The sequence below is a fragment of the Pseudoduganella flava genome (assembly GCF_007830495.1).
Lineage (GTDB): Bacteria > Pseudomonadota > Gammaproteobacteria > Burkholderiales > Burkholderiaceae_D > Rugamonas > Rugamonas flava.
Map to the genome: position 1 here is coordinate 220,288 of NZ_VLKW01000010.1, position 26,170 is coordinate 246,457.

22 protein-coding genes are annotated in these 26,170 nt (G+C 66.7%); 10 read left to right on the forward strand and 12 right to left on the reverse strand.

Annotation, left to right across the window (positions count from 1 at the left end):
- Nucleotides 1-49 precede the first annotated feature (49 nt).
- The 5 genes from IP92_RS23045 (at nucleotide 50) to IP92_RS23065 (ending at nucleotide 7,740) form a co-directional block, all read left to right on the forward strand.
- Entirely contained in the window at nucleotides 50-937 is an 888-nt protein-coding gene (locus IP92_RS23045) for a LysR family transcriptional regulator (RefSeq protein WP_145879628.1), read from the forward strand.
- A 129-nt stretch (nucleotides 938-1,066) separates the two neighbouring features.
- Nucleotides 1,067-4,504: a transcription-repair coupling factor gene (mfd, locus tag IP92_RS23050; RefSeq protein ID WP_145879630.1), complete on the forward strand. Its 3,438-nt coding sequence runs from the start codon at nucleotides 1,067-1,069 to the stop codon at nucleotides 4,502-4,504.
- Nucleotides 4,505-4,539: 35 nt separating this feature from the next.
- Nucleotides 4,540-5,382: a phosphoserine phosphatase SerB gene (serB, locus tag IP92_RS23055; protein WP_145879761.1), complete on the forward strand. Its 843-nt coding sequence runs from the start codon at nucleotides 4,540-4,542 to the stop codon at nucleotides 5,380-5,382.
- Nucleotides 5,383-5,510: 128 nt separating this feature from the next.
- The gene (locus tag IP92_RS23060) at nucleotides 5,511-6,140 is read left to right on the forward strand and encodes an MEDS domain-containing protein (protein WP_145879632.1); all 630 of its coding nucleotides are present in this window, start codon (nucleotides 5,511-5,513) and stop codon (nucleotides 6,138-6,140) included.
- The gene (locus IP92_RS23065; RefSeq protein ID WP_145879634.1) at nucleotides 6,133-7,740 is read left to right on the forward strand and encodes a hybrid sensor histidine kinase/response regulator; all 1,608 of its coding nucleotides are present in this window, start codon (nucleotides 6,133-6,135) and stop codon (nucleotides 7,738-7,740) included. Before IP92_RS23060 ends, IP92_RS23065 begins: the two co-directional genes overlap by 8 nt.
- Here the strand turns inward: IP92_RS23065 and IP92_RS23070 are convergent, their stop codons facing one another.
- Nucleotides 7,741-8,934, reverse strand: a complete 1,194-nt coding sequence (locus IP92_RS23070) for a CaiB/BaiF CoA transferase family protein (protein WP_145879636.1) — start codon at nucleotides 8,932-8,934, stop codon at nucleotides 7,741-7,743. It abuts the gene before it with no gap.
- A gap of 55 nt (nucleotides 8,935-8,989) precedes the next feature.
- Nucleotides 8,990-9,487: a TspO/MBR family protein gene (locus tag IP92_RS23075; RefSeq protein WP_145879638.1), complete on the reverse strand. Its 498-nt coding sequence runs from the start codon at nucleotides 9,485-9,487 to the stop codon at nucleotides 8,990-8,992.
- Between the two features lie 127 nt (nucleotides 9,488-9,614).
- Here IP92_RS23075 and IP92_RS23080 point away from each other — a divergent pair, with 127 nt between their 5' ends.
- The 4 genes from IP92_RS23080 to IP92_RS23095 all read left to right on the forward strand — a co-directional run bounded on the left by IP92_RS23080 (nucleotide 9,615) and on the right by IP92_RS23095 (nucleotide 11,098).
- The gene (locus IP92_RS23080; RefSeq protein ID WP_145879641.1) at nucleotides 9,615-9,989 is read left to right on the forward strand and encodes a c-type cytochrome; all 375 of its coding nucleotides are present in this window, start codon (nucleotides 9,615-9,617) and stop codon (nucleotides 9,987-9,989) included.
- A gap of 2 nt (nucleotides 9,990-9,991) precedes the next feature.
- Nucleotides 9,992-10,222 (forward strand): hypothetical protein, encoded by a 231-nt coding sequence (locus tag IP92_RS23085; protein ID WP_145879643.1) that lies wholly within the window; start codon nucleotides 9,992-9,994, stop codon nucleotides 10,220-10,222.
- Nucleotides 10,223-10,316: 94 nt separating this feature from the next.
- Nucleotides 10,317-10,664 (forward strand): GFA family protein, encoded by a 348-nt coding sequence (locus IP92_RS23090; RefSeq protein ID WP_145879644.1) that lies wholly within the window; start codon nucleotides 10,317-10,319, stop codon nucleotides 10,662-10,664.
- 77 nt (nucleotides 10,665-10,741) lie between these two features.
- Nucleotides 10,742-11,098 carry a DUF4870 family protein gene (locus tag IP92_RS23095; RefSeq protein ID WP_145879646.1) on the forward strand — a complete coding sequence of 119 codons (357 nt, stop codon included), beginning with the start codon at nucleotides 10,742-10,744 and terminating at the stop codon, nucleotides 11,096-11,098.
- Nucleotides 11,099-11,146: 48 nt separating this feature from the next.
- Here IP92_RS23095 and IP92_RS23100 read toward each other — a convergent pair whose 3' ends face one another.
- From IP92_RS23100 to rimO, 3 genes are all read right to left on the reverse strand, one after another.
- The gene (locus IP92_RS23100) at nucleotides 11,147-12,550 is read right to left on the reverse strand and encodes a hypothetical protein (RefSeq protein ID WP_199271866.1); all 1,404 of its coding nucleotides are present in this window, start codon (nucleotides 12,548-12,550) and stop codon (nucleotides 11,147-11,149) included.
- Between the two features lie 140 nt (nucleotides 12,551-12,690).
- Nucleotides 12,691-13,860, reverse strand: a complete 1,170-nt coding sequence (locus tag IP92_RS23105) for a cystathionine beta-lyase (protein ID WP_145879648.1) — start codon at nucleotides 13,858-13,860, stop codon at nucleotides 12,691-12,693.
- A gap of 192 nt (nucleotides 13,861-14,052) precedes the next feature.
- Nucleotides 14,053-15,453 carry a 30S ribosomal protein S12 methylthiotransferase RimO gene (rimO, locus tag IP92_RS23110; protein WP_145879651.1) on the reverse strand — a complete coding sequence of 467 codons (1,401 nt, stop codon included), beginning with the start codon at nucleotides 15,451-15,453 and terminating at the stop codon, nucleotides 14,053-14,055.
- Between the two features lie 91 nt (nucleotides 15,454-15,544).
- Here rimO and IP92_RS23115 point away from each other — a divergent pair, with 91 nt between their 5' ends.
- The gene (locus IP92_RS23115; RefSeq protein WP_145879652.1) at nucleotides 15,545-16,570 is read left to right on the forward strand and encodes a substrate-binding domain-containing protein; all 1,026 of its coding nucleotides are present in this window, start codon (nucleotides 15,545-15,547) and stop codon (nucleotides 16,568-16,570) included.
- A gap of 254 nt (nucleotides 16,571-16,824) precedes the next feature.
- Here IP92_RS23115 and IP92_RS23120 read toward each other — a convergent pair whose 3' ends face one another.
- The 7 genes from IP92_RS23120 to IP92_RS23150 all read right to left on the reverse strand — a co-directional run bounded on the left by IP92_RS23120 (nucleotide 16,825) and on the right by IP92_RS23150 (nucleotide 26,147).
- Nucleotides 16,825-19,269 (reverse strand): TonB-dependent receptor, encoded by a 2,445-nt coding sequence (locus tag IP92_RS23120; RefSeq protein WP_145879655.1) that lies wholly within the window; start codon nucleotides 19,267-19,269, stop codon nucleotides 16,825-16,827.
- A 110-nt stretch (nucleotides 19,270-19,379) separates the two neighbouring features.
- A complete protein-coding gene (locus tag IP92_RS23125; RefSeq protein ID WP_145879657.1) occupies nucleotides 19,380-20,447 on the reverse strand; it encodes an ABC transporter ATP-binding protein in 1,068 nt (355 codons plus the stop codon).
- Between the two features lie 4 nt (nucleotides 20,448-20,451).
- The gene (locus IP92_RS23130) at nucleotides 20,452-21,363 is read right to left on the reverse strand and encodes a carbohydrate ABC transporter permease (protein ID WP_145879659.1); all 912 of its coding nucleotides are present in this window, start codon (nucleotides 21,361-21,363) and stop codon (nucleotides 20,452-20,454) included.
- Nucleotides 21,360-22,259 carry a carbohydrate ABC transporter permease gene (locus tag IP92_RS23135; protein ID WP_145879661.1) on the reverse strand — a complete coding sequence of 300 codons (900 nt, stop codon included), beginning with the start codon at nucleotides 22,257-22,259 and terminating at the stop codon, nucleotides 21,360-21,362. The genes IP92_RS23130 and IP92_RS23135 overlap by 4 nt, the downstream gene beginning before the upstream one ends.
- The gene (locus IP92_RS23140) at nucleotides 22,253-23,530 is read right to left on the reverse strand and encodes an ABC transporter substrate-binding protein (RefSeq protein ID WP_145879663.1); all 1,278 of its coding nucleotides are present in this window, start codon (nucleotides 23,528-23,530) and stop codon (nucleotides 22,253-22,255) included. The genes IP92_RS23135 and IP92_RS23140 overlap by 7 nt, the downstream gene beginning before the upstream one ends.
- Before the next feature lie 81 nt (nucleotides 23,531-23,611).
- Nucleotides 23,612-24,997, reverse strand: coding sequence for a GH1 family beta-glucosidase (locus IP92_RS23145; RefSeq protein WP_229418931.1), 1,386 nt, complete (start codon nucleotides 24,995-24,997; stop codon nucleotides 23,612-23,614).
- Between the two features lie 373 nt (nucleotides 24,998-25,370).
- Complete coding sequence (locus tag IP92_RS23150; protein ID WP_145879665.1) at nucleotides 25,371-26,147, reverse strand: NAD(P)H-dependent oxidoreductase; 777 nt, start codon at nucleotides 26,145-26,147, stop codon at nucleotides 25,371-25,373.
- Nucleotides 26,148-26,170: the final 23 nt, after the last annotated feature.

Genomic DNA, 26,170 nt, shown 5'->3' on the forward strand with positions numbered 1-26,170 from the left:
GGCGGCCGCACTGATAGACTCTTCCATTTGACGAGAGAATCTGCTGAGCATGAACGAACTGGACGACTACCGGGTGTTTGCCGCGATCGTGGAACTGGGCTCGCTGACGGCCGCCGCCCGGGCGCACGGTCGCTCGCTGCAGGCGGTGAGCCGGCTGTTGGCACGGCTGGAGCGGGAACTGGGCACGCAGCTGATCCGGCGCACCACGCGCAGCCTGCAGCCGACGCCGGCCGGGCTGGCGTTCGCCCACCGCATCCGCCCCGTGCTGGCCGAGCTGGACGCGGCCCGGGCCGAGGCGCGCAGCGAGGCCGAACACGTTGCCGGCGCGCTGCGGATCGCCGCGCCGGCCCTGCTGGCGGCCAGCCACGTGGGGCCGATGGTGGCGCGCTTCCTGCACCGCTGGCCGGACTTGCGGGTGGAACTGGTCGTCGGCGACCGCCCAGCCGACCTGCTGAGCGAAAAGCTCGATTTCGCCGTCCGGATCGGCGAACTGGCCGATTCCACGCTGCGCGCCCGGCCGCTGGCGCGGCTGCGCCGCGTGTTCTTTGCCGCGCCGGAGTGGGTACGGCGCCACGGCCTGCCGGCCACGCCCGAGGCGCTGGCGCAACTGCCGTGTGTCGTGCGGACGATCGGCCCGGAGCGGGGCCAGTGGCCGTACCAGGACGGCGCCACGGCGCGGCGGGTCAAGGTCGCCGGCGTGTTTCGTGCCAACGACGCCGCGACGTGCAACGAGGCCGTCGCGCAGGGGCTGGGCGCCGGCATGGCCGCGCTGTGGCAGGTGCGCCGCCTGCTCGACGAAGGCCGCGTGCAGCTCATCCTGCAGGACCACGAACCGCCGCCGCAGCGCGTGCAGGCTGTCTGGCACGGCACGCTGCCGGCGGCGGCGCGGCTGCTGGTCGATCACCTGGCCCTGCAATTCGGCGCCACGGTGGCGTAAGCGCGTCCCGGCCACAGGGACGACGCCCCTGCGATGCTTCGACTATAATGTTGCCTTCGCGCGGCCATGGCCGCGCTGCCTCGTCAGCCAGTTAGAAGTCAGCTCGTTACAAGTCAGCCTTCCTGCCGCATGCCTTTCGACTTTACTAAAGCCCTCCCGAAACCCGGTAACCGCTTCGCGCTGCCCGCGCTGTACGGTTCCGCCGACGCCTACGCGCTGGCGCAAGCGGCGTTGCACCTGAAGTCACAGGGCCGCATGCTGGCGGTCGTCGTCGCCCAGGCGGGCGACGGCCAGCGCCTGCTGGACGAGATCCCGTGGTTCGCACCGACTCTGCGCTGCCACCTGCTACCCGACTGGGAAACGCTGCCATACGACGCGTTCTCGCCGCACCAGGACCTGGTGTCCGAACGCCTGGCCACCTTGCACGAGATCCGCAGCGGCCAGTGCGACGTGATGCTGGTGCCGGCCACCACGGCCCTGGTGCGGATGGCGCCGCCGTCGTTCCTGGCCGCCTACACCTTCTTCTTCAAGCAGGGCGAAACGCTCGACGAGGGTGCGCTGCGCAAGCAACTGACGCTGGCCGGCTACAACCACGTGACGCAGGTGATGTCGCCCGGCGAATACTCGGTGCGCGGCGGCCTGATCGACCTGTTCCCGATGGGTTCCGCGCTGCCGTACCGGCTCGACCTGTTCGGCGACACGGTCGAGACGATCCGCACGTTCGACGCCGACACGCAACGCTCGCTGTATCCCGTCAAGGAAGTGCGCCTGCTGCCGGGCCGCGAATTCCCGATGGACGAGGCGGCGCGCACGACGTTCCGCAGCCGCTGGCGCGAAACGTTCGAGGGCGATCCGTCGCGTTCGATGATCTACAAGGACATCTCCAACGGCATCGCGTCGGCCGGCATCGAATACTACCTGCCGCTGTTCTTCGAAGAGACGGCAACGTTGTTCGATTACCTGCCCGACGGCGCCGCGCTGGCTCTCGTCGGCGACATCGACAGCGCGATCCGCCGCTTCTGGGCCGATACGGAAAGCCGCTACAAATTCCTGAAGGCCGACCGCGAGCGCCCGATCCTGCCGCCGGAAGCGATCTTCCTGCGCGACGAGGCGTTCTACACGCTGGCCAAGCCGCATGCCCGCGTGGCGATCGGCAAGGACAACGACGGCGAACCGTCCGAGCTGTCCGCGCCCGTCCCGAACGTGGCGGTGAACCGCCACCTGGACGATCCGCTGACGAACCTGCGCGCGTATCTGCTGAAGTTCCCGGGGCGCGTGATGATCTGCGCCGATTCGGCCGGCCGGCGCGAAACGCTGCAGCAGTATTTCGCCGAATTCGACCTGCACCCCGCGCTGGTCGAAGGCTATGACGGCTTCACGGGCTCGCACCAGAAGCTCGCGCTGGGCGTCGCGCCGCTGCAGGCCGGCTTCGAGCTGCGGCTGGACGAGCCATTGGCGTTCGTCACGGAGACGGAGCTGTATGCCGGTACCGGCCGGCGCGTCGGCAAGAAGAAGCAGGAAGCCGTCACGCAGGTCGAGTCGATGGTGCGCGACCTGTCGGAGCTGAAGATCGGCGACCCGGTGGTGCACATCAATCACGGCATCGGCCGCTACATGGGCCTGACCAGCATGGACCTGGGTGTCGGCGAGACCGAGTTCCTGCACCTGGAATACGCCAAGGACACCAAGCTGTACGTGCCCGTATCGCAGCTGCACGTGATCTCGCGCTATTCGGGCGGCGCGCCCGAGGATGCCCCGCTGCACACGCTGGGCTCCGGCCAGTGGGACAAGGCCAAGCGCAAGGCCGCCGAGCAGGTGCGCGACACGGCCGCCGAGCTGCTCAACTTGTACGCCCGGCGCGCCGCGCGCCAGGGCCATGCGTTCGAATATTCGTCGCACGACTACGAGCGCTTCGCCGACAGCTTCGGCTTCGACGAGACGCCGGACCAGGCGGCGGCGATCAATGCCGTGATCCACGACATGACGTCGGGCAAACCAATGGACCGGCTGGTGTGCGGCGACGTCGGCTTCGGCAAGACGGAAGTGGCGCTGCGCGCCGCATTCATCGCCGTCATGGGTGGCAAGCAGGTGGCGATCCTCGCGCCCACCACGCTGCTGGCCGAGCAGCATGCGCAGACGTTTGCCGACCGCTTCGCCGACTGGCCCGTGAAGATCGCGGAAATGTCGCGCTTCCGTACCGGCAAGGAGATCGCCAACGCGATCAAGGGCATGGCCGACGGCACGCTCGACATCGTGATCGGCACCCACAAGCTGCTGTCCGAGGACGTCAAGTTCACCCGCCTCGGCCTCGTCATCATCGACGAGGAACACCGCTTCGGCGTGCGCCAGAAGGAGGCGCTGAAGTCGTTGCGCGCCGAGGTCGACGTGCTGACCCTGACGGCCACGCCGATTCCCCGCACGCTGGGCATGGCGCTGGAAGGGCTGCGCGACTTTTCCGTCATCGCCACGGCGCCGCAGAAGCGCCTGGCCATCAAGACGTTCGTGCGCAGCGAGGGCGAATCGATCATCCGCGAAGCCGTGCTGCGCGAACTGAAGCGCGGCGGCCAGGTGTACTTCCTGCACAACGAGGTGGAGACGATCCAGAACCGCCTCGCCCAGCTGACGGAACTGCTGCCCGAAGCCCGCATCGCCGTCGCGCACGGCCAGATGCACGAGCGCGACCTGGAAAAGGTGATGCGCGACTTCGTGGCACAGCGCTACAACATCCTGTTGTGCACGACGATCATCGAAACGGGCATCGACGTGCCGACGGCGAACACGATCATCATGCACCGCGCCGACAAGTTCGGCCTCGCCCAGCTGCACCAGCTGCGCGGGCGCGTCGGCCGCTCACACCACCAGGCCTATGCCTACCTGCTCGTCAACGACCTGCAGGGCCTGTCGAAGCAGGCGCAGCGCCGGCTCGACGCGATCCAGCAGATGGAAGAACTGGGCAGCGGCTTCTACCTGGCGATGCACGACCTGGAGATCCGCGGCGCCGGCGAAGTGCTGGGCGAAAGCCAGTCCGGCGAAATGCTGGAAGTGGGCTTCCAGCTGTACACGGACATGCTGAACGAGGCCGTGCGCGCGCTGAAGGCGGGCAAGGAGCCGGATCTCGCGGCGCCGCTGGCGTCCACCACCGAGATCAACCTGCACGTTCCCGCGCTGCTGCCGGCCGACTTCTGCGGCGACGTGCACGAGCGCCTGTCGATCTACAAACGGCTCGCCAACTGCGCGTCGCAGGACGCGATCGACGGCCTGCAGGAAGAATTGATCGACCGCTTCGGCAAGCTGCCGGAGGCGACCCGTGCGCTGATCGAGACGCACCGGCTGCGCCTGGCCGCGGCCACGGTCGGCATCGTCAAGATCGACGCGCATGGAGAGGCAGCGAACCTGCAATTCATGCCGAAGCCGCCCATCGACCCGATGCGCATCATCACCCTGATCCAGAAGAACCGGCACATCAAGCTGAACGGACAGGACAAACTGAAGATCACCGCCAACATGCCGGACCTGGCGGCCCGCGTTGCACAGATCAAGAACGCGATCAAACAACTGACCGCATGAACCTTAGTCCGATGAATCAAGTACAAGACATCACGATGAACCTCGTCCTGCAGGGCGTGGACGACTGCATGCCGCGCGCCGAGCGCATCGCCGCGCTGACGGCACCGCGGCACGTCACCCGCATCTCCGACACGGCGCTGCGCTGCGACGGCATCGCCTTCTCGCCGGCGCTGCGCCAGACGATCGAAGTGGCCGCCCACGCGGCCGAACTGGACGCCACCTACATGATGGGCGTGCACCACCTTGCCGACTACAAGCTGGTCGCGATGGACATGGATTCCACGCTGATCACGATCGAATGCATCGACGAGATCGCCGACATGCAGGGCCTGAAACCGCAGGTGGCAGCAATCACGGAGGCGGCGATGCGGGGCGAGCTGGACTTCTCGGAAAGCCTGCGCCGCCGCGTCGCGCTGCTCGAAGGGCTCGATGCCTCGGCACTGCAGCGCGTGTACGACGAGCGCCTGCGCCTGTCGCCAGGTGCCGAACGGATGCTGCGCGCCGTGCAGGCCGCCGGCCTGAAGACGCTGCTCGTCTCGGGCGGCTTCACCTATTTCACCGACCGGCTGAAGGAGCGCCTGGGCCTCGACTACACGCGCGCCAACGAGCTCGAGATCGTCGACGGCAAGCTGACCGGCAAGGTGATCGGCGACATCGTCGACGCGGCCGCCAAGCAGGCCACCGTCGAGCACGTGTGCGCCGGCCTCGGCATCACCCCATCCGAGGCGATCGTGATGGGCGACGGCGCCAACGACCTGAAAATGATGGGCATCGCCGGCATGTCGGTGGCGTTCCGCGCCAAGCCGGTCGTGCGCGAACAGGCCACCGTGGCACTCAATTTCGTCGGCCTGGACGGCATCCTGAACCTGTTCGCCTGACCTGCCCGCCGGCCCGCGAGCTGGCGCGCGGCTGTTGCGCGGCTACCGATTTAGTAGCCATCCGTGCATGGTGCCACGCCGCCCGCGGCATCGTACAATGTGTTTTTAACACTTTTCGCGAGGCCACCATGCGCACCATGTCGATCGCCGGCACCCAGCTGGACGCCTATCACGTCTGCGCCTTCTTCGACAGCCGCACCCAGGAATACGCGGTGCTGACGCCGTTCTATCAGGAAGCCGTGACGCAGCGTGAAAAGAACCTGCACATCGTCGCGGCCGAGCTGCATGACGACCACAAGGCACGCTTGCGCGACGGCGGCATCGACACCCATCACTGCGAAACCTGCGGCCAGCTGGAAGTGCTGGGCTGGCAAGAGGCCTACCTGAACGCCGACGGCGCCTTCGACAAAAACAAGATGCTGGCGACTGTCGACGCGTTGACGCGCGAGGCCACGGCCGGCCAGTTCACGGGCCTGCGCATCATGGGCAATATGGGCTGGGCGTTCGCGGACCTGCCCGGCGCCGAAGACCTGATCGAGTACGAGGCCGAAGTCAACGAGGTGCTGGCCCGCAACCGCCAGCCGGCCGTGTGCGTCTACGACACCGCCAAGCTGTCCGGCGCGATGATGATGGACCTGCTGCGTACGCACCCGCTCACGCTGATCAACGGCGTCATCCAGGAAAACCCGTATTTCACGCCGCCGCGCGAGATGCTCGATGAACTGCGCCGCCGCAGGGGGCATATGAAGGATGCATGACGGCGAGCAGCGCGCGTACCCGCCGCCCCACCCGGCCGCGCTGACGCGGGAAACCCGGGACCTGATGGGCCTCCTCGCGCTGCCCGCCCTGTGGGCCGGGCGCGATGAGGAGGCGGTGCTGCGCATCATGAGCGAAGCCGTCGAACACCTCGTGCCGCTCGCATTCCTGTATGCGGACGTCGGCATGCGCGGTGGCCCGCGCCTGCGCATCCAGGGCGCTCCCGTCGACCTGGCCGATGCGCCGGCGTGGCTCGACAGCGTCACGATCTGGCCCCGTGCCGCGGCGCAGCGCGTGCAGCTGTGCGATACCCCGCTCGGCCCGCAGCGCGTGATCGTGCTCAGCCTCGGCCTGTACGAGACGGCCGGCGGCATCTGGTTCGGCTCGCCCGACCCCACGTTCCCGACGACCGCCCAGGTCGCGCTGCTGCGCGCCGCCACGACATTGGCTGCCAGCGGCCTGCAGACGGCCAGGCTGAACGCCGACCGCGAGGAAGCCAGCCGCGCCAAGGACGAATTCCTGGCGATGCTGGGCCACGAGCTGCGCAACCCGCTGGCGCCGATCGGCGGCGCCGCCGACCTGCTGCGCTACGGCCGGCTGGACGCGGCCCAGATCCGCCGCACCAGCGAGATCATCGCGCGCCAGGTCGTGCACATGACGGGCCTCGTCAACGACCTGCTGGACGTCTCGCGCGTGAAACGGGGCCTGGTGACGATCGAGCGCACCCGGCTGGACTTGAACCGCGTGGTAGCGGACGCCGTCGAACAGGCGCGCCCGCTCGTGTCGAACCGGCGCCACCACCTGGCGCTGCGGCTGCCGCCGCGGCGCGTGGCCGTCGAGGGCGACCACAAGCGCCTGGTCCAGGTGCTGGCGAACCTGCTGTCGAACGCGGCGAAGTACACGCCGGAGGGTGGCCAGATCACGGTCGAAGCGCTCTGCACGGACGGCCACGTGGAGATCTCGGTGGCCGACAACGGCATCGGCATCGAAGCGAAGCTGCTGCCGGCCGTATTCGACCTGTTCACGCAGGCCCGCCGCACGCCGGACCGTTCGCAGGGCGGGCTGGGGCTAGGCCTGGCCCTCGTCAAGGCGCTCGTCGAACAGCACCAGGGCACGGTGAGCGCACACAGCGACGGCCCGGGCCGCGGTTCGCGTTTCGTCGTTCGGCTGCCGGCCCTGCCGGCCGATGCCGCCGCGCCGCAAGGGCCCCTGGCGGACCTGCCCGGCACCGCCGGCAAAGTGCGCACGCTGGTCGTCGACGACAATGTCGACGCGGCGCTGATGCTGGCGCTGCTGCTGGAATCGCAGGGGCACGATGTGCGCACGGCACACGACGGCCCGGCCGCGCTGGCGCTGGCCGAGCGCGAACCGTTCGACGTGGGACTGCTCGACATCGGCCTGCCCGGCATGGACGGCAGGGAGCTGGCGCGCCGGCTGCGCCAATTGCCCACCGCCGCGGCCGCGCTGCTGATCGCGATCACCGGCTACGGCCAGGACAGCGACCGGCGGGCGTCGCTCGCGGCCGGCTTCGACCACCATTTCGTCAAACCCGTCGATACCCATGCGCTGACGGCGCTGCTGGCCGGCGCGCGGCGGCGCTGATCACTGCACCACCCCCTCCGCGCGCAGCCGCGCGATGTCCGCCGCCGTCATGCCGAGCCGCGCCAGCACGGCATCCGTATGCTCGCCCAGCGCCGGCCCTTGCCAGCGCACGGCGCCCGGCGTGTCGGACAGCTTCGGGACGATGCCCGGCATCTTGACGCGCACGCCGTCCGGCAGTTGCTGGTCGAGGATCATGTCGCGGGCCTGGTAATGCGGGTCGGCGACGATGTCCGCCACCGAGTAGATGCGGCCGGCCGGCACGTCGGCCGCTTCCAGCGCGGCCAGCACGTGCTCGATCGGATGCAGCGACGTCCAGCCGGCGATCGCGCCGTCGATCAGCGCGGCCTGCGCGGCGCGCCCGTCGTTGTGCGCAAAGCGGGGATCGTCGGCCAGATCCGGCCGGCCGATCACGGCCATCAGCCGCTTGTAGATCGGGTTGCTGTTGCCGGCGATGACGACGTAGGCGCCGTCGCGCGTCGGATACGTGTTCGACGGGGCGATGCCGGGCAGCGCGCCGCCGCTGCGCTCGCGCACGTGGCCCAGCAGGTCGTATTCGGGCACCAGGCTTTCCATCAGGTTGAACACGCTCTCGACCAGCGACACGTCGACGACCTGCCCTTCGCCCTGCCCCGTCTTCACGCGCAGCACCGCCATCAGCGCGCCGATCACCGCGTGCAGCGACGCCAGCGAATCGCCCAAGCTGACGCCGACGCGCGCCGGCACGCCGCCCGCCTCGCCCGTCGTGTAGCGGATGCCGCCCATCGCCTCGCCGATCGCGCCGAAGCCGGGGCGGTCCTTGTACGGGCCCGTCTGGCCATAGCCGGAGATGCGCACCATCGTCAGCTTCGGGTTCAGCGCATGCAGCACGTCCCAACCGAGGCCCAGCTTTTCCAGCGCGCCCGGCTTCATGTTCTCGATCAGCACGTCGGCCTCGGCGGCGAGGCGCTTGACGATGTCCACGCCTTCCGCGCTCTTCAGGTTCAGCGCGATCGATTGCTTGTTACGCGACTGCAGGTACCACCACAGCGACGTGCCGTTGTGCAGCTTGCGCCACTTGCGGATCGGATCGCCGTGCCCCGGCGCTTCGATCTTGATCACTTCCGCGCCGAATTCGGCCAGCAGCCGCGCCGCGAACGGCGCCGCGATCAGCGCGCCGATTTCCACCACCTTGATGCCTGCCAGGGGTCCGCTCATCGTTTCCTCCATCGTGTCGTGCGAGCATAGACAACGATGGCGCCGGCGTCCAGTGTCAGCCGAGCAGTTGCGGATTGCGCTGCCAGCAGGCGTACGTCAGCGCGCCGGCGAACGTGACCCAGCCGAGATAAGGCAGCAGCAGCACGCCGGCGGCGCGGCACGCCTTCCAGAACGCGATGGTCGTCGCGACGATCAGGGCCCACAGCAGCAGCACTTCCGCGAACGCGGCCGCGCCCAGGTGCCAGGCGAAGAACAGCCAGCTCCACAGCGCGTTCGCGGCCAGCTGCACCAGGTACAGGCCGAGCGTGCGCGGCGCCGTGGAAAAGCCGCGTACGCGCCACACGAGCCAGGCGGCGATCGCCATCAGCAGGTACAGCACGCTCCACACGGGGCCGAACACGCCGGGCGGGGGCGCCCATGCCGGCTTGTTCAGCTGGGCGTAGAACTCCGGCGCGTCGCGTGAAGCCCAGGCGCCCAGCGCGGCGGCGGTAAAAGTGACCAGCAGCCAGCCGGCCAGGCTTTTCACATTCTGCAGGAGGCGGTGCGTATTCATGGCAAACAAGGTGTGGGGGAAAGCCGACTGTATCAGCAGCGCCCCGCCGGCGGCGCACGGCGACGCTCGCCGCTGTCGTCGTCGTCCTCGTCGCCCTCGTCGTCATCGTGCACGCTATAATCGTGCAATGACCCGCGCCATCCTTTTTGCCGCCCTGCTGGGCTGTATGCCGGCGGCCCTGGCCGCGCCGGCGCCCGCGGGCGACCCCGCCGCCGGCGCGGCCGCGTTCAGGAAATGCGCATCGTGTCACCAGGTGGGCCCGCAAGCCCGCGCCGGCTTCGGGCCGCACCTGAACGGGTTGTTCGGCCGCCGCGCCGGCAGCACCGAGTACCGGTATTCCGCGGCGATGAAGAAGTCCGGCATCGTCTGGAACGACAGCACCCTGGCCGCCTTCCTGCGCGACCCGGGCGACGTGGTTCCGGGCACGAAGATGCGGTTCTGGGGCATCGGCGACGAACGCCAGATTGCCAACCTGCTTGCCTACCTGCGCCAATATCGATGATCATGTCCACTACCATCACCCACCGCGGCACCCGTATCGTCACCCTCGACGCCACCGAGGAACCGGCCACGCAATGCAAGCCGGGCGACATCGCGATCCAGCCCGTCGACGGCGGCTGGGCACTGTGGTTCGTCGCCGCGGACGGCAGCATCGACGGTTACGACGAGCCCTATCCGTCGCACCAGGAGGCATTGTGGTCCGCCAAGGCCGCGGCCGAATATGCCGGAGAGTGATGCCGGAGAGTGATGCCGGAGAGTGATGCCGGCGAGTGAAGCTGGCACTGGTGCTGGAACGGCAACTGGCTTGAACGATACCAAGGAGGAGACCATGCTTTACCAGGGAAGCTGCCACTGCGGCAATGTAGCATTCGAGATCGAAGGGACGATCGCCGGCGCGCTGGCATGCAATTGCTCGATCTGCCAGCGCAAGGGCGCACTGATGTGGTTCGTGCCGCGCACCGACCTGAAACTGAAGACGCCGGACGAGAACGCGGCCACCTACACGTTCAACAAGCACGTGATCCGCCACCGCTTCTGCCCCACGTGCGGCATCCACCCGTATGGCGAGGGCACCGACCCGCAGGGCAATGCGATGGCCGCGATCAACCTGCGCTGCATCGAGGGCATCGACCTGGAGGCGATCCCCGTGCAGCATTATGACGGGCGCAATCACTGACGAAGCCTGGCTGCGGGGTGCCCGCGTTGGCAGATTTGCTATAGACTGTGCCACTCGTTCACTACATGGAGTGCAAGATGGCACAGGAACTGGTTCTCGATGCGCGTACCGATTCGGCCAAGAACTGGGCGTTCTGGCTGTACGTCGGCCACGCGGTCAGCTTGCTGTTCACGCTCGGCGCGCTGTCGTTCATTCCGCTGATCCTCAACTACGTGCAGCGCTCGCAGGCCGAAGGCACGTTCGTGTACAGCCATCACAGCTGGCAGATCCGGTCGTTCTGGTGGTACGTGTTCTGGATGGCGATCGGCTGGCTGCTCGTCGTCACGATCATCGGGGTGCTGTTCGCGTGGATCGTGTTCGGCGTCGCGTGGCTGTGGAAGGCTTACCGGCTGATCCGCGGCTGGGTCGCGCTGAACAACAACGAGCCGATCTGACGCTCGTTCGAAGGCATCGAACAGGGCCGCGCACGCGGCCCTGTTTCATTACAGCGTGCGCAGGAACGCCACCAAATCGGCCTTCTCGTTATCCGACAGCTTCGTCTCCAGCACGAGGTTGAAGAACTCCACCGTATCCTCGAGCGTGATCAGGCGGCCGTCGTGCAGGTACGGCGGCGATTCCTTGATGCCCCGCAGCGGGAACGTCTTGATCTTGCCGTCGCCGACCACCTTCATGCCGTTCACCATCTTGACCTTGTAGAAGCGCTCCGTCTTCAGGTCGTGCATCAGGTTGTCCGTGTAGTACGGCGCCGCGTGGCACGTCACGCATTGTCCCTTGCCGTTGAAGATTTCCTGGCCGCGCAGTTCCTGTGGGCTCGCCTTGGCCGCATCGAGCTTGCCGTACACGTTCAGCTTCGGCGCCGGCGGGAAGTCCATCAGCGCCTGGAATTCGGCCATGAAGTGCACCTGGCTGCCCCGCTCCAGCACGTTGACACCCTTCTTCGTCGCGATAACGGGATCGCCGTCGAAATAGGCGGCGCGCTGTTCGAACTCTGTGAAGTCCTCGACCGTCTTCAGCGCGCGCTGCGAACCGAACAGGCGCTGCACGTTCAGGCCGCGCAAGGTCGGCGTCTCGATCCGGTGGCGCAGTTCCTGCGGCCGGATGTCGCCGACCAGGTGCGTCGAGCCGTTCGTGTGACCGTTCGAGTGGCAGTCCAGGCACGCGACGCCGCGGCTGGGCCGCACCGAGCGGCGGTCCTCGGTCTGGTTGAACTGCTGCTGCGGGAATGGCGTCAGCAGCAGGCGCAGGCCTTCGATCTGCTTCGGGTTCAAGAGGCCATTGAAGATCTCGTGGAAGTTATCGATCGTCAGCAGCTTGCCCTGGGTGACGTCGCCCATTTCCGGGTGCGTCGTCAAGAACATCGGCGCGGGGAACTCGGGCAGCACGTGGTCGGGCAGGTCGAACGCCAGGTCGAAGCGGTTCAGGTCGCGCTGCTCCTGCTTCAGGATCGCGTCAATGTGAAACTGCGGGAACAGCATGCCGCCTTCCGGATGGTTCGGGTGCGGCAGCGGCAGGAAGCCGGCCGGGAACAGGTCGCGCTGCTTGATGTCGTCGGGGCTCATCGCGGCCAGCTGCTGCCACGTGACGCCCTTCGGCAGCTTGACCCGCACGCCTTCCTGCACCGGTTTGCCGCGGTACATCGTGACGCCTTTCGCGGGGCGGTTGGCCAGGTCGTAGCGCTGCGCCAGCAATTCCTGCTGGCGGCGCTCGATCGCGGGCCGGGCAGCTTTCATCCGCTCCATCGTCACCTGGAACGGTTCCGTGATGTCCACCTTCATGTAGCTGGTGGGGCTTTGCGCCGGAGGAGGCTTGGGCTTGCCCTCCTGTGTCCACACGACCGTGGGGGCCAGCGCCAGCGTGACTGCGCATGCGATCCAGGAAGCCTTCATATCTCCTCCTTTGTTGTGGTTCAACTTAGTCGGGCTCAGCATTCTCCTGTGTACATTTAAGCATTCGCATGCATAAATTGAAAGACTGTGAACGATTGTATTGATTGATCGCAAGGATAGGCTGGAACTAATGCCGCAGCTCAGAGTCGGGCCAGCGCCTGTTCGATGTCCGCGATCAGGTCGGTCGGATCTTCGAGGCCGACATTGAAACGCACCAGCGTGCCCTGCTCCCCCCAGTTGCGGCGGCTCGCTTGCATCCGGTAAGGCACGCACAGGCTGTTCGGGCCGCCCCAGCTGTAGCCGATCTGGAACAGCTTCAATGCATCGACGAAGCGGTCCGTCTGTTCTTCCGTGTAGCGCGCATCGAAGAGCACGGAGAACAGGCCGCCCGCACCCGTGAAGTCGCGCTTCCAGTGCTCGTGGCCGGGGCAGTCCGCGAACGCCGGGTGCAGTACCTTGGCGATCTCCGGGCGGCCCTTCAGCCATGTGGCCACCTGGCGGGCGCCCGCATCGTGCGCATCGAAGCGCAGCTTCAAGGTCGGCAGTCCCCGCATCACGAGGTAGGCATCGTCGGCGCCGACACCATACCCCAGGCGCATATGCGACAGACTCAGTGTGTCGTGCAGCGCCGCATCGCGCACGATGACGGCGCCCATCAGCAGGTCCGCCCCGCCCGACTGGTACTTCGTCAGCGCCTGGATGACGATGTCGACGCCGAGGTCGAATGCGCGCACCGCGATGCCGGCGGACCACGTGTTATCGAGGGCAACGATCACGCCGCGTGCCTTCGCGGCGGCGCAGATCGCCGGCAGGTCGGGCACTTCCATCGACACGGACCCGGGCGCCTCGGCCCAGATCAGCTTCGTGTTCGGCTGGATTAGCTGGGCGATGCCGGCACCGATCAGCGGGTCGTAGTAACGGGCCGTGATGCCCATCGACTCCTGCAGCCAGTTGCCCAGCACGCGGTTCGGGTTGTAGATGTTGTCCGGCAGGAGAATGTCGTCGCCCGTCTTCAGCAGCGCGAAGTCGACCATCGAGATCGCGGCCAGGCCGGACGGCGCCAGCAGGCAGTGCTTGCCGCCTTCGATATCGGCCAGGCGGGCTTCCAGCGTGAACGTCGTCGGCGTGCCGTGCAGGCCGTAGGTATAGGCGTTCTTCTCGCGCCAGTCGCCCGACCGCATCGCCTGCACGTTGGGGAACAGTACCGTGGAGGCGTGGTGGATCGCCGGGGGGAAGGCGCCGAAGCCGGCCGGCGGCGTGTAGTCGTTGTGGATCAGCGAGGTTTGCAGAGAGATGGTCTTGTCGGTCATGGCGCGGAATGAAAAAAGGCGGACCGGGTGGTCCGCCTTTTATTTTAACCGTCAGGCCGTCCGACGACTGCTTCCGCTGACGCCGTGGCTCAGCTCCTGGCGACGAAGCCTGAACCCATCGGGCTCACGCCTTGGCGAGGAAGCGCGAGCCACTGGCTCACGCCTTGGCTACGAATCTTGAGCCCACTGGGCTCAAGATTCGCCCCAGAGGTCGTGCGCATCGGCGCGCGTGATCTCGACGTCGTAGAACTGCCCGACAGCGAGCTTCTTGTGCGGCTCGAACGGCTTCTTCACGTGCACGACGCCGTCGATCTCCGGCGCGTCCGCGGCCGAGCGGCCGATGGCGCCGGACGGCGTCAGCTCGTCGATCAGCACCTTGACCGTCTTGCCGACCTTGGCCTTCAGGCGCTGCTTCGAGATCTCTTCCTGCAGCAGCATCACGCGGCCGCGGCGCTCTTCGCGCACTTCTTCCGGCACCGGGTTGTCCAGCGCGTTGGCCGTCGCACCTTCGACCGGCGAGTAGGCGAAGCAGCCCAGGCGGTCGATCTGCGCTTCCTTCAGGAAGTCCAGCAGGTATTCGAATTCGGCTTCCGTCTCGCCCGGGAAGCCGGCGATGAACGTGGAGCGGATCGTCAGGTCCGGGTTCATCTGGCGCCACTTCAGGATGCGCTCCAGGTTCTTCTCGCCGGAGGCCGGGCGCTTCATCCGCTTCAGCACTTCCGGGTGCGCGTGCTGCATCGGGATGTCCAGGTAAGGCACCACGTGGCCGTCCGCCATCAGCGGAATGATCTCGTCCACGTGCGGGTACGGGTACACATAGTGCAGGCGCACCCACGCACCGTACTGCTTGGCGAGCTGGCCGAGCGCCTCGGTCAGCTGCGTCATGTGCGTCTTGACGGGGCGGCCGTTCCAGAAGCCGGAGCGGAACTTGACGTCGATGCCGTAGGCCGACGTGTCCTGCGAAATCACCAGCAGTTCCTTGACGCCCGCCTTGAACAGGTTTTCCGCTTCCAGCATCAGCTCCGCGATCGGGCGCGACACGAGGTCGCCGCGCATCGACGGGATGATGCAGAACGAGCAGCGGTGGTTGCAGCCTTCCGAGATCTTCAGGTAGGCATAGTGCTTCGGCGTCAGCTTCACGCCCTGCGGCGGCACGAGGTCGATGAACGGCTCGTGGGGCTTGGGCAGGTGCGTGTGCACCGACGCCATCACCTCGCCAACCGCGTGCGGGCCCGTCACGGCCAGCACCTTCGGGTGGATCTTCTGGATCAGGTCACTGCCGTCCGTATCCTTCTTCGCGCCCAGGCAGCCCGTGACGATCACCTTGCCGTTCTCGGCCAGCGCCTCGCCGATCGCATCGAGCGATTCCTGCACGGCGGCGTCGATGAAGCCGCAGGTGTTGACGATCACGAGGTCGGCGCCGTCGTACGACTTGGCGGTCTCGTAGCCTTCGGCGCGCAGCTGCGTGAGGATCTGTTCGGAGTCGACCAGCGCCTTCGGGCAGCCGAGCGATACGAAACCGACCTTCGGAGCAGGCGTGGCGGCGCCAGGTTCGGCGGGCTTGTTGAGACGGGAAAGTGGCTGAGATTGCATGTTTGTTTCGCAACGAATGTCGGGACCAATCCGCTATTTTACCTGACCGTAGCGCGTGCTACCATAGCCCGTCGCAATCACGGGAGACCGCGTGGCCACGTTGAAGGATGTCGCAGCCCTTGCCGGTGTCGGCATGTCCACCGCATCGCGCGCGATCTCCGGGTCCGGCCCCGTCTCTGCGGACGCGCTGCGCCGCGTGCAGGCCGCCGTGGAGCAGCTGAGCTTCCGCCCATCGTCGATCGGCCGTTCGCTGTCAGCCCAATCGCTGGGCATCATCGGCGTCTATGCCCCCACATTCTTTGGCGCGTATTACGGCACCATTCTCAAGCAAACCGACGTGGAACTGCGCGCGCTGCGCCGGCACGTGGTCGTCGCGACCGGGTGCGGCCCGCTGCCGCCGCGCGAAGAAGCCATCGAAGCCGTCAAGTTCCTGATCGGGCGCGATTGCGACGGCATCGTCGTGCTGGGCCACGACCTGCACGACGACGACCTCGTGATGCTGCACCGGCTGCATCCCCGCATCGCGTTCCTGAACCGCACATGCCCGACGCTGCCGGAGGCCGCGTTCTGCCCGGACCACGCTCACGGCGGCGCCCTCGCCGCCCGCACGCTGTTCGAGCATGGCCACCGCACGCTGGCCGTCATCGCCGGGCCGCTTGGCGCCAGCGACAACGCCGCCCGTCTGCACGGGTTCTTCGGCGAACTGGCGCGACACGGCATCGCCGCGGGTGACGTGCTGCGCATCGACTCGGATTTTTCCCGCGAAGGCGGCTATGCGGCCACCGAGGCGCTGCTGGCGGCCGGCCGGCCATTCACGGGCCTGTTCTGCGCGAACGACGAAATGGCCGTCGGCGCCCTCGCCTGCCTGCACCGGCGCGGCGTCGCTGTGCCTAGTGCCGTCTCCGTGATCGGCTACGACGACGACTACTCGGCCGCGTTCACGGCACCAGGCCTGACATCGATCCACATCCCGATCCGCGAGCTGACGCAAAACGCGGTGCGCTGGCTGGCGAACCAGTGCTACGGCACCGACTACCCCATCGCCCGCGAATTCCCGGTAACGGTGACGATGCGCGGGTCGGTCGCCAAGCCGCCACCCCAACCTGTGTTTCCTTAAATCGGGGACTGTCCCTCAATTTAGGAAATATTTCCAAAATCGAGGGACAGTCCCCTGTTGTTTCGATACCAGCTCGACAGCAAAAAGCGTTGTTTTCACACCAGCTGAGCAGGCGCGATTCTCGTCGCGCCAGAGTGAAACCCAAAAAGTTTCCTAAAATCGGGGACAGTCCCTCGAATCTGGAAATATTTCCTGAAATGAGGGACAGTCCCCTGTTGTTTTGCGACCAGCTCGACGGTTCCGGGCCGGGTGCTTCAGAACTTCATCGACAGCCGCGCCCCCAGCGTGCGGGGCTGGTTGTAGTACGCGGCCCAGATCTGCTGGTTCGGCTGGCAGGGGGCGCCCACCTGCGTGCAGACTTCGATCGCGTCGTACTTCACTTCCTTGTCCGTCGCGTTGTTGACGAACAGCTCGGCCGTGTAGGCCTTGTTCAGCGGCTCCCAGCGCAGCGACACGTCCACCGTCGTGTAGGCCTGCTGCTGCTTGACGCCCGGGTGGCCCGGCACATCGCGGTTGAACGCGCCGGCGCCGACGAACGACTTCGTTTCGTAGTGGGCCTGCACGCGCGGGGTCAGGCGGCCAGCGCCCACCGTGAAGTCGTGTTCGGCCATCAAGGTCGTCGCGAAGCGCGGCGCGTGCTTCAGTTCCGAGCCGCCCACGTCCTCCGCCGGCGCCGTCGTGCCGCACGATTGGCCGTTCGCGCGGGCCGCGTCGACGTCGCACGACAGGAAGCTGTCGTATGTCGCCTTCAGCCACGTCGCGTTGCCGGAAATGCGGGCGGCGTTCGTCGGCCGCCACGCGAATTCCGCTTCGACGCCCTTGACGGTGGCACCGGCCGCGTTGAAGTTCTGCAGCGTGTTATTGACGACCTGCGACTCCAGCTTGTCCTTGTACTTCATCCAGAACGCGTCGACGTTCAGCGTCAGCGCCCGGTTCAGCAGGTCGGACTTGACGCCGATCTCGTAGCTCGTCAGCTTTTCCGGCTTCGTCGTCGCGCCGCCGTCGCCGATCGCCGGCGAGTGGAAGCCCGTCGTCACCGACGCGAACGTCAGGATGTCGCGTGCCGGCTTGTACTCGACACGACCCAGCCACGTCGCCTGCCCGTATTTCAGGTCGGCCGTGTTGTCACCGGGCGTATTGCCGCAGTTCGCCACCGTGACGATGCCGCCCGGCCCGATATTGTGCGTGTTGATCAGGCCCGTGCCCGGCGTGACGAGCTGCGCGATCTGATTGGGTGTCAACACCGCCGTGCCGCGCGGCGCGTTGTCCGGCCAGTTCGGGCATGCCCAGTTCTGGCCGCCGCGGTCGAACTTGTGGTCCTTCGTGTAGCGCGCGCCGGCCGTCAGCTTGTATTGCTCGTTCAGGTTCCAGCTGCCCTGCGCGAACACGGCCTTCGACTTCAGCTGCCGGTCGCCCTGGATGAACGACATCGCCGACGCATACTCGCCCACCGTCGGCTGCACGAAGATCACGTTGCCGTTGGCGAGGTCCTGCCGCAACGCCGCCTCGGAAATCTGGCTGCGGTCGATGTCGAAGCGGATCTTGTTCTTCTCGCCGAACTCGAACAGCCCCGCCACCCATTCCACCGTGCCGCCCTCGCTCGACCTGAACTGCAGCTCGTTGGAATGGCTGTCGAACTGCCCCCACTCGGTGCGGTTCTCGGCCTTGAAGCCCAGGTACAGGCCAGCGTCCGCATCGCTCGCATTGCTGCGTTTCAGGCGGCTCCAGCTGCCCAGGTACTGCACGTCCACGTAATCGTTCAGCGCCCAGTTCCACTTCGTCTTGTAGGTAGTGATCGACTGGTTCAGGGTGCCCGGCGTGTCGATCACCGTGCTCCAGCGGTCGCGGTTGCCCGGCTCGACGGCGAGGTAGACGTTGCCGGCACCCTTGTCCTCGTAGTAGTCGGCGATGAACGTGGCCTTCAACGTCGGCAGGATCTTCCACAGCAACGTGGCGCGGGCACCCGCCTGGTCCTGCGCGCCGTATTTCTTCGCGCCGGGCGGCACGTTCGAGCCTTGCGCGAAGTCCACGTAGCCGTCGTGGCTGTCCTTGATCGCCGCGACGCGCAGCGCCACGTTGTCCGAGAACGGGATATTGATCATGCCCTGCGTCTGGATGCGGTGATAGTCGCCGACGACGACCGATGCGGCACCCAGCATCTTCTGCGTGTTCGGCGCGGCCGAGACGAGGTTGACGGCACCGGCCGTCGAGTTACGGCCGTTCAGCGTGCCCTGCGGACCGCGCGCCACCTCGACGTGCGACAGGTCGTACATCAGCGCCGTCGCGCCCTGGGGACGCGGCAGATAGATGCCATCGACATAGAACGCGACGGCCGGGTCGCCCAGCTCCGTGTGATTCGCGGAGCCGACACCGCGCAGGTACACGTGCACGCCCCCCGAATCGCTGTGCGGCTCGACGACGAGGCTCGGCACCAGCGACGTCAGCGAAGCGAGATCCTTGACCTGGTTATTCTGCAGCGTATCCTGCGTGAAGGCCGACACGGCCAGCGGCGTATCCTGCACCAGCTGGTCGCGCCGGTTCGCCGTGACGACGATGCGTTCCAGGCCACCGCCGGACGCGGTCGCGTTATCGGCCGTGGCACCGGTCGCCCCGCCGGTATCCGTCTGCGCGGTTGCCCCATGTACCTGCATTGCCGCCGCGACGGCCAGCGCCAGCGCGGTCTTCCTGTTCTGTTTCATCGGTCTGCCCTCTTCTTCCCGGTTGGTGGATGGACTACGTTGAAAACGCAGGCGTGAGCCGTCCCTGCCGCTCACGCATGGCGGATGCACTGCGAAACTGGAATGAGAACTTACAGGCGCTGGGTCGTCGTCGCGTCGAACAGCGAGATCTGCCCACCGCGTAGCGCGAACGCGCCGCCCGGCCGGTCGTCCTGCACGATCGCCGCGACCTGCGTGCCGTGGAAGCTGTGCCAGACGACGCGGTGCGCGCCCATCGCCTCGACCAGCGCTACCGGCGCGCGATAAAAGCCGTCAGCATGACCATCGGCGGCCACGTCGACATCCTCCGGCCGCACGCCTAGCACGACGCGCTGGCCATCCGTGGGCGGCTGGCGAAACGGGTAATGCGCCACGTCCAGCGCCATGTGCTCGGTGACGAAGCGCAGGCCGCCGCGCGTATCGATGCGGCCTTCGAACAGGTTCATGCCGGGCGAACCGAGGAAGGTCGCGACGAACAGGTTTTCCGGCGCCCGGTAGATCGCATCGGGCGTATCGAACTGCTGGATCACGCCGCCCTTCATCACGGCCATCCGGTCGGCGAGGGTCATCGCCTCGACCTGGTCGTGGGTCACGTAGATCATCGTCGCCCCGAGCTGGCGGTGCAGCGTCTTCAGTTCGCGGCGCAGCTCCGTGCGCAACTTGGCGTCCAGGTTCGACAGCGGTTCGTCGAACAGGAACACGTCCGCCTGCCGCACGATCGCGCGGCCGATCGCCACACGCTGGCGCTGGCCTCCCGAGAGCTCGGCCGGCTTGCGCTTCAACAGCGGGCCCAGTTGCAGCATCTCGGCCGCCCGTGCCACCCGCCGCTCGATCTCGGCCTTCGGCGTGCCGTTGATGCGCAGGCCGAACGACATATTGCGCTCCACGTTCATCGTCGGGTACAGCGCATAGGACTGGAACACGAGCGCGATGCCGCGATCCTTCGGGTCCGCGTAGGTCATGTCGCGACCACCGATGCGGATCTGGCCGCCGGCGGCGTCGTTCAAGCCGGCGATGCTGTGCAACAGCGTGGATTTGCCGCAGCCGGAAGGCCCCAGCAGCACGATGAATTCGCCCGCGTCGACTTCGAGGTCGAGCGCGTCGATCACCTTGTTGGCACCGAGCTGGATCTGCAGGTTGCGGATGGAGACGTTGGCCATAGGATTACCCCTTCACTGCGCCGTTGGCGATACCGCGGACGAACCAGCGGCCGGAAAAGAAATACAGCGCGAGCGGCACCAGCGACGTCAGGATCGTCGCCGCCATGTTGACGTTGTACAGCCGCTCGCCCGTCGTCGTGTTGATGATGTTGTTCAGCTGGACCGTCATCGGCAGGTTGTCCGAGCCGGCGAACACGAGGCCCAGCAGAAAGTCGTTCCAGATGTTCGTCACCTGCATGATCAGCGCGACGACGATCACCGGTGTCGACATCGGCAGCATCAGCGCGAAGAAGATGCGCCAGAAACCGCCGCCGTCGATGCGCGCCGCCTTGAACAGCTCCTGCGGCAAGGCCGCGTAGTAATTGCGGAACAATAGCGTCATCATCGGCATGCCGAACACGATATGGACGATGACGATGCCGGGCAGGCTGCTGTACAGCTCCACGGCTGCCAGCGCCCGCACCAGCGGATACAGCATCACCTGCCCGGGAATGAACGCGCCGATCATCAGCACGGCGAACAGCAGGTTCGCGCCGCGCGGCCGCCAGAACGACAGCGCATAGCCGTTGACGGCACCGAGCGCGATCGACAGCACGACGCTGGGTACCGTGATCTTCACGGAATTCCAGAAGCCGCCGCGGATGCCCTCGCATTCGAGTCCCGTGCAGGCGGCCTGCCACGCATTGCGCCACGGCTCGACGGTAGGCGCCAGCGGCAGCGCGAAGATGTTCCCCAGCCGGATCTCGGCCATCGGCTTCACGGACGTCACCAGCATCACGTACAGCGGCACGAGGAAGAACAGCGCGGCCGATATCAGGAACAGGTAGATGCCGATGCGCGCCGGCGTGAAGTGGCTGCGGCGCGGCGGGCGGGCGACGGCGGGCGGTTGCACTGCCAGTTCGATGTCGCGCTTCATGAGCGTCCTCTCTGCGCCGCCTTGCCGCGGGCGTAGTACAGCGGTGCGACAATCGCCAGCACCGTCAGCAGCAGCACGATCGATGCGGCCGACGCGAGGCCGATGTTGGCGCGGCCGAACAGGTAGTCCATGATGAATTTGGCCGGCACTTCGCTGGCCGTGCCAGGGCCGCCCTGCGTCATCGCGACGACCGCGTCGAACAGCTTGACGACCATCACGAACAGCAGCATGAACGCCGTCGACAGCGACGGCCACAGCATCGGCAGCACGATCGACACGTACACGCGCCACTTCGGGATGCCGTCGATGCGGGCGGCCTTCCACAGCTCTTCGTCGATGCCGCGCAGGCCGGACAGCAACAGCGCCATCACAAGGCCGGACGCCTGCCAGACGGTGGCGATGACGATCGTGTACAACACCTTGTCCTGCTGGACGATCCAGTCGAACGCGAACGTGTCGAAGCCGAGGTGACGCACCACCTGCTGGACGCCCAGCTCCGGGTTCAGGATCCACTGCCACACGAGCCCCGTGGCGACGAACGACATCGCATACGGATACAGGAACACGGTGCGCAGCATGCCTTCGCCGGCCACCTTCTGGTCGATGAACACGGCCAGCAGGAAGCCCAGCACGAGGCAGGCGGCGATGAACAGCAGGCCGTACACGGCCAGGTTCTCCAGCGACAGCAGCCAGCGCGCGTTGCGGAACAGGCGTTCGTACTGGCCCAGGCCGACGAAGTCGCCGGCCGGGAAGATGCGGCTCGACGATACCGAGACGCGGGCCGTCCACAGGATCGTCAGCACGTAGGCGCCGAGTGCCACGGCGGCCATCGGCACCAGCGCCAGATAGGCCGAGAAGCACGCGAGCGAGGAACCGGGGCGGCGCACGGCTACCATGTGTTGTCCTTGATCGCCTGGGCGAACGCCTGCTGGGCGCGTTCCGGCGTTTCGTTACGGTTCCAGTAATTGGTCAGCACGTCCTGCAGTGCGCCGTTCAGGTCCGGGTCGAGCAGCATCTCCGCGTTCGGCAGCTGGCGCGACTTGTCCTGCATGATCTCGATGCCCATGCGCGCGCACAGGTCCAGCTTCGTCATGTCGACGTCCGGCCGGATCGGAATGGAACCCTTGCGGGCGCTGAATTCGGCCTGCGGGCCGGGCGCCGTCATCACGGCGGCGAGCAGCTTCTGCGCCTTGACGATCTGCGGCTTCGCCGTCTTCGGGAACACGAACGCGTCGCCGGCCACCATGTACGGCGGCTTGGCGCCGAAGCCGGGGAAGCAGCCGAAGTCCTTGCCGGCCACCTGCCCGGCCGACGTGAACTCGCCCTTGGCCCAGTCGCCCATGATCTGCACGCCGGCCCGTCCGGACACGACGAGCGCCGTCGCATCGTTCCAGTTGCGGCCCGGCGAGCCCGGATCGGTGTACCCGCGCAGTGCCTTGAACTTCACGAGCACGTCGCGAAACGCCGGCGAATGCACTGCCTTGATGTCGCGGTCGCGGTAGATCTTCAGGTACAGCTCGGAGCCGCCGACGAGCGCGAAGATGGCGTCGAACAGGATCTTCTCTTGCCACACCTGGCCGCCGAACGCCAGCGGGATCAGGCCGGCCTTCTTCAGCTTGTCCAGCTGGGCGACGAATTCGTCCCAGCTCTTCGGCTCGGCCTTGATGCCGGCCTTTGCATACGCGGCCTTCGAGTAGAAGAACCAGGCCGGCATGTGGATGTCGACGGGCGCCGCATAGTAATGGCCGTTGATCTTGATGACGTCGATGATCGTCTGCGGCAGCACCTTGTCCCAGCTGCCCTGGGCAGCCACGTCGTCGACGTTGTTCAGCAAGCCCTGGTCGACGATGTCGCGAAACTGCTTGGACGTGTTGAATTGCGCGGCGACGGGGGCATTGCCGCCGACGATGCGGTTGATCGTCGACGCGCGCGACTGGTCGGCGCCCGCCACGGCCTGGTCGATCCATTGCCCGCCGGCGCGCGTGAACGCGTCGGCGAACTGGCGGATCGCCGCGGACTCGCCGCCCGAAGTCCACCAGTGCGACACCGTGGCCCTCAGCGGCGCGGCGGGCGGCGGCTGCACCGCCTGCGCCGGCGGCAGCGCCAGTGGCAGCACAAGTGGCAGCACCAGCGCCGCGGCCACCGCGCCAGGGATAGCCTTGTTCATTTTGTCTCCATGGCGCATCGAGGCGCCTTTTTGGTATGGGATGCTTATGATAAGTGAAACAGGCTTGCCGGCAGAAGGGCTTTAAGGTCTCCCTCTTCGTTGTGCCAGGAAGTCGCGCACCAGCTGGGCGCTGCGCTTGACGGTGCGGCGCTGCGTGGCATAGTCGACGTGGACGATGCCGAAGCGCCGCTCGTAGCCGAAGGCCCACTCGAAATTGTCCATCAGCGACCAGATGAAGTAGCCGCGCACGTCGACGCCGGCCTTCACGGCCTGGTCGACGGCGGCCAGGTGGCGGTTCAGGAACGCGATACGCTGGCCGTCGACGACCTGGCCGTCCACCACCTCGTCGTCGCAGGCCATGCCGTTCTCCGTGATGTAGATCGGTGGCAGGTTCGCATACCGCCCGTGGAAGCCGACCAGCAGGTCGCGCAGGCCGTCCGGGTGCACTTCCCAGCCCATCTGCGTGCGCTCGACGCCTTCCAATGGCACTTCCACGTAGCCGCCGTTGTCGTCGGCGCGCACATTGGTGCGGAAGTAGTAATTGATGCCCAGGAAGTCGAGCGGCGCGGCGATGAGCGCCAGGTCGCCATCGTGCACCGGCGGCGCGGCGTCCTGCCACAGCTCTTCATACAGCGCGGCCGGATAGCGGCACTTCAGCAGCGGGTCGAGCACCCAGTCGTTGTGCTGCATCTCGAAGAGTTCCGCGGCGCGCCGGTCCGCGGCTGTGTCGCCATCCGTCGTGCCGCGGCCGACGTTGATGACGATGCCCTTCTGCGAAGCGGGGTCGTTGCGGCGCAGCGCCTGCAGCGCCAGGCCATGGCCCAGCAGCAGGTGGTGCATCGCCTGGTTGGCCTCGACGACGCTGGTGCGGCCGGGCGCGTGGTGGCCGGTGCCGTAGCCGTGCATCGCCGAGCACCATGGCTCGTTCAACGTCGACCAGAAATCGACGAGGCCCGCCAGCTCACGGCTCATCAGGTCCGCGTACTCAGCGAAGCGATACGCCGTGTCGCGATTGCGCCAGCCGCCGGCGTCTTCCAGGTGCTGAGGCAGGTCCCAGTGGTACAGCGTGACCGACGTCTGGATCCCCTTCTCGCGCAGCGCTTGCAGCAGGTTGCGGTAGAACGCGATGCCCGTCTCGTTCGGCCGGCCGGCGGCATCCATCACGCGCGGCCACGCGATCGAGAGGCGGTAGGCTTCGACGCCGAGCGATGCGATCAGTTCCACGTCGTCGCGCCAGCGATGGTAGTGGTCGCAAGCGACGGCGCCGGTGTCGCCATGCAGCACCTTGCCGGGCGTGGCCGAGAAGGTATCCCAGATGGACGGCAGGCGGCCATCCTCGTCCACGGCGCCCTCGATCTGGTAGGCGGCGGTGGCGACGCCGAGCAGGAAGTCCTTGCGCCACAGGACGGAGTCCGGCGGCGCGTCGAAGGTCTCCGCCACCTGAGCGTGCAATGCATTGTGAACCACAAAAACTCCTTCGCTGATGAGTCTGGGAAGCACAAGTGGAAGCGCTTCCACTTCGATGTTGCCAATACTATCAGTGATATTTTTCCCCCGTCAAACACTTTTTGGAAAGGTTTCCCATCGTGGCAAAAAGCCTACAATGCCCTGCTGAGCTGGTCGCTAAACAACGGGGGACTGTCCCTCGTTTTTGGAAATTATTTCCGATGGGATCCGGCCAACGGGCGAAATTGCCGCACGTTCGCGGCAAAATGCACCGGTTAGGCGGAGATAGCCCGGCAGCAAGCAAAAAGTTGCCAAAAACGAGGGACAGTCCCCGAATTTGGGAAATGTTTCCGAAAAACGGGGTCTGACCCCGAAGTTTGGCAACTTCGCGGTGTCAGCGCGTGTGGATGCGCAGGCCGTGCTCGCCGCGGGCCAGGTCGTCGTGCAGCGTAAGGGCGGGGATCGCGTAGTCGCCGCCGTTCTGGCGGCGGAACGGGATCGGGGCGGTCGTTGCCAGCGTGTCGAGGCGGGCCGCGAGGCCGTCGCGGACGGTGGCGTAACGCTCTTCGTTCATCTTGCCGGCCCGGTAGACGACATACGGCGGCAGCACGTCGAAGCCCGGGTAGTACAGGATCCCGTGCTGGATCGGGAACAGCAGCTCGTCGAGCGAACCGTTGATGCCGCGCGGGCTGTAGTGCGATTCCCAGCCGCCCGTGGTGACGACCAGCATCGCGCGCTTGCCGGCCAGCGTGCCTTCGCCGTAGCGGTCGCCCCAGTGCCGGTCCGAGTGCTCGCCGACGCCGTACGCGAAGCCGTACGCGTAGACACGCTCGATCCAGCCCTTCATGATCGCCGGCATCGAGAACCACCACAGCGGGAACTGGAAGATCACCACGTCGGCCCAGCGCAGCTTCTCTTGCTCGCGGACGATGTCGTCGCTCTGCCAGCCGTTCTGGAACGCTCGCTGCGATGCGTGCGACGGGTCGAAGCGCCCTCTTTCCGGCGGTTCCTTGCTGTCCGCGGCGTCGACGGTGGCCTTCCAGTTCATCGCATACAGGTCCGACACCTGCACCTCGTGCCCGGCGGCGCGCAGGTGGCGCAGCGCGAAGTCCTTCAGCGCGCCGTTCAGCGAGCGCGGCTCCGGGTGGGCGTACACATACAACACGTTCATGCTTTCCTCCTTTGGTTGGGATG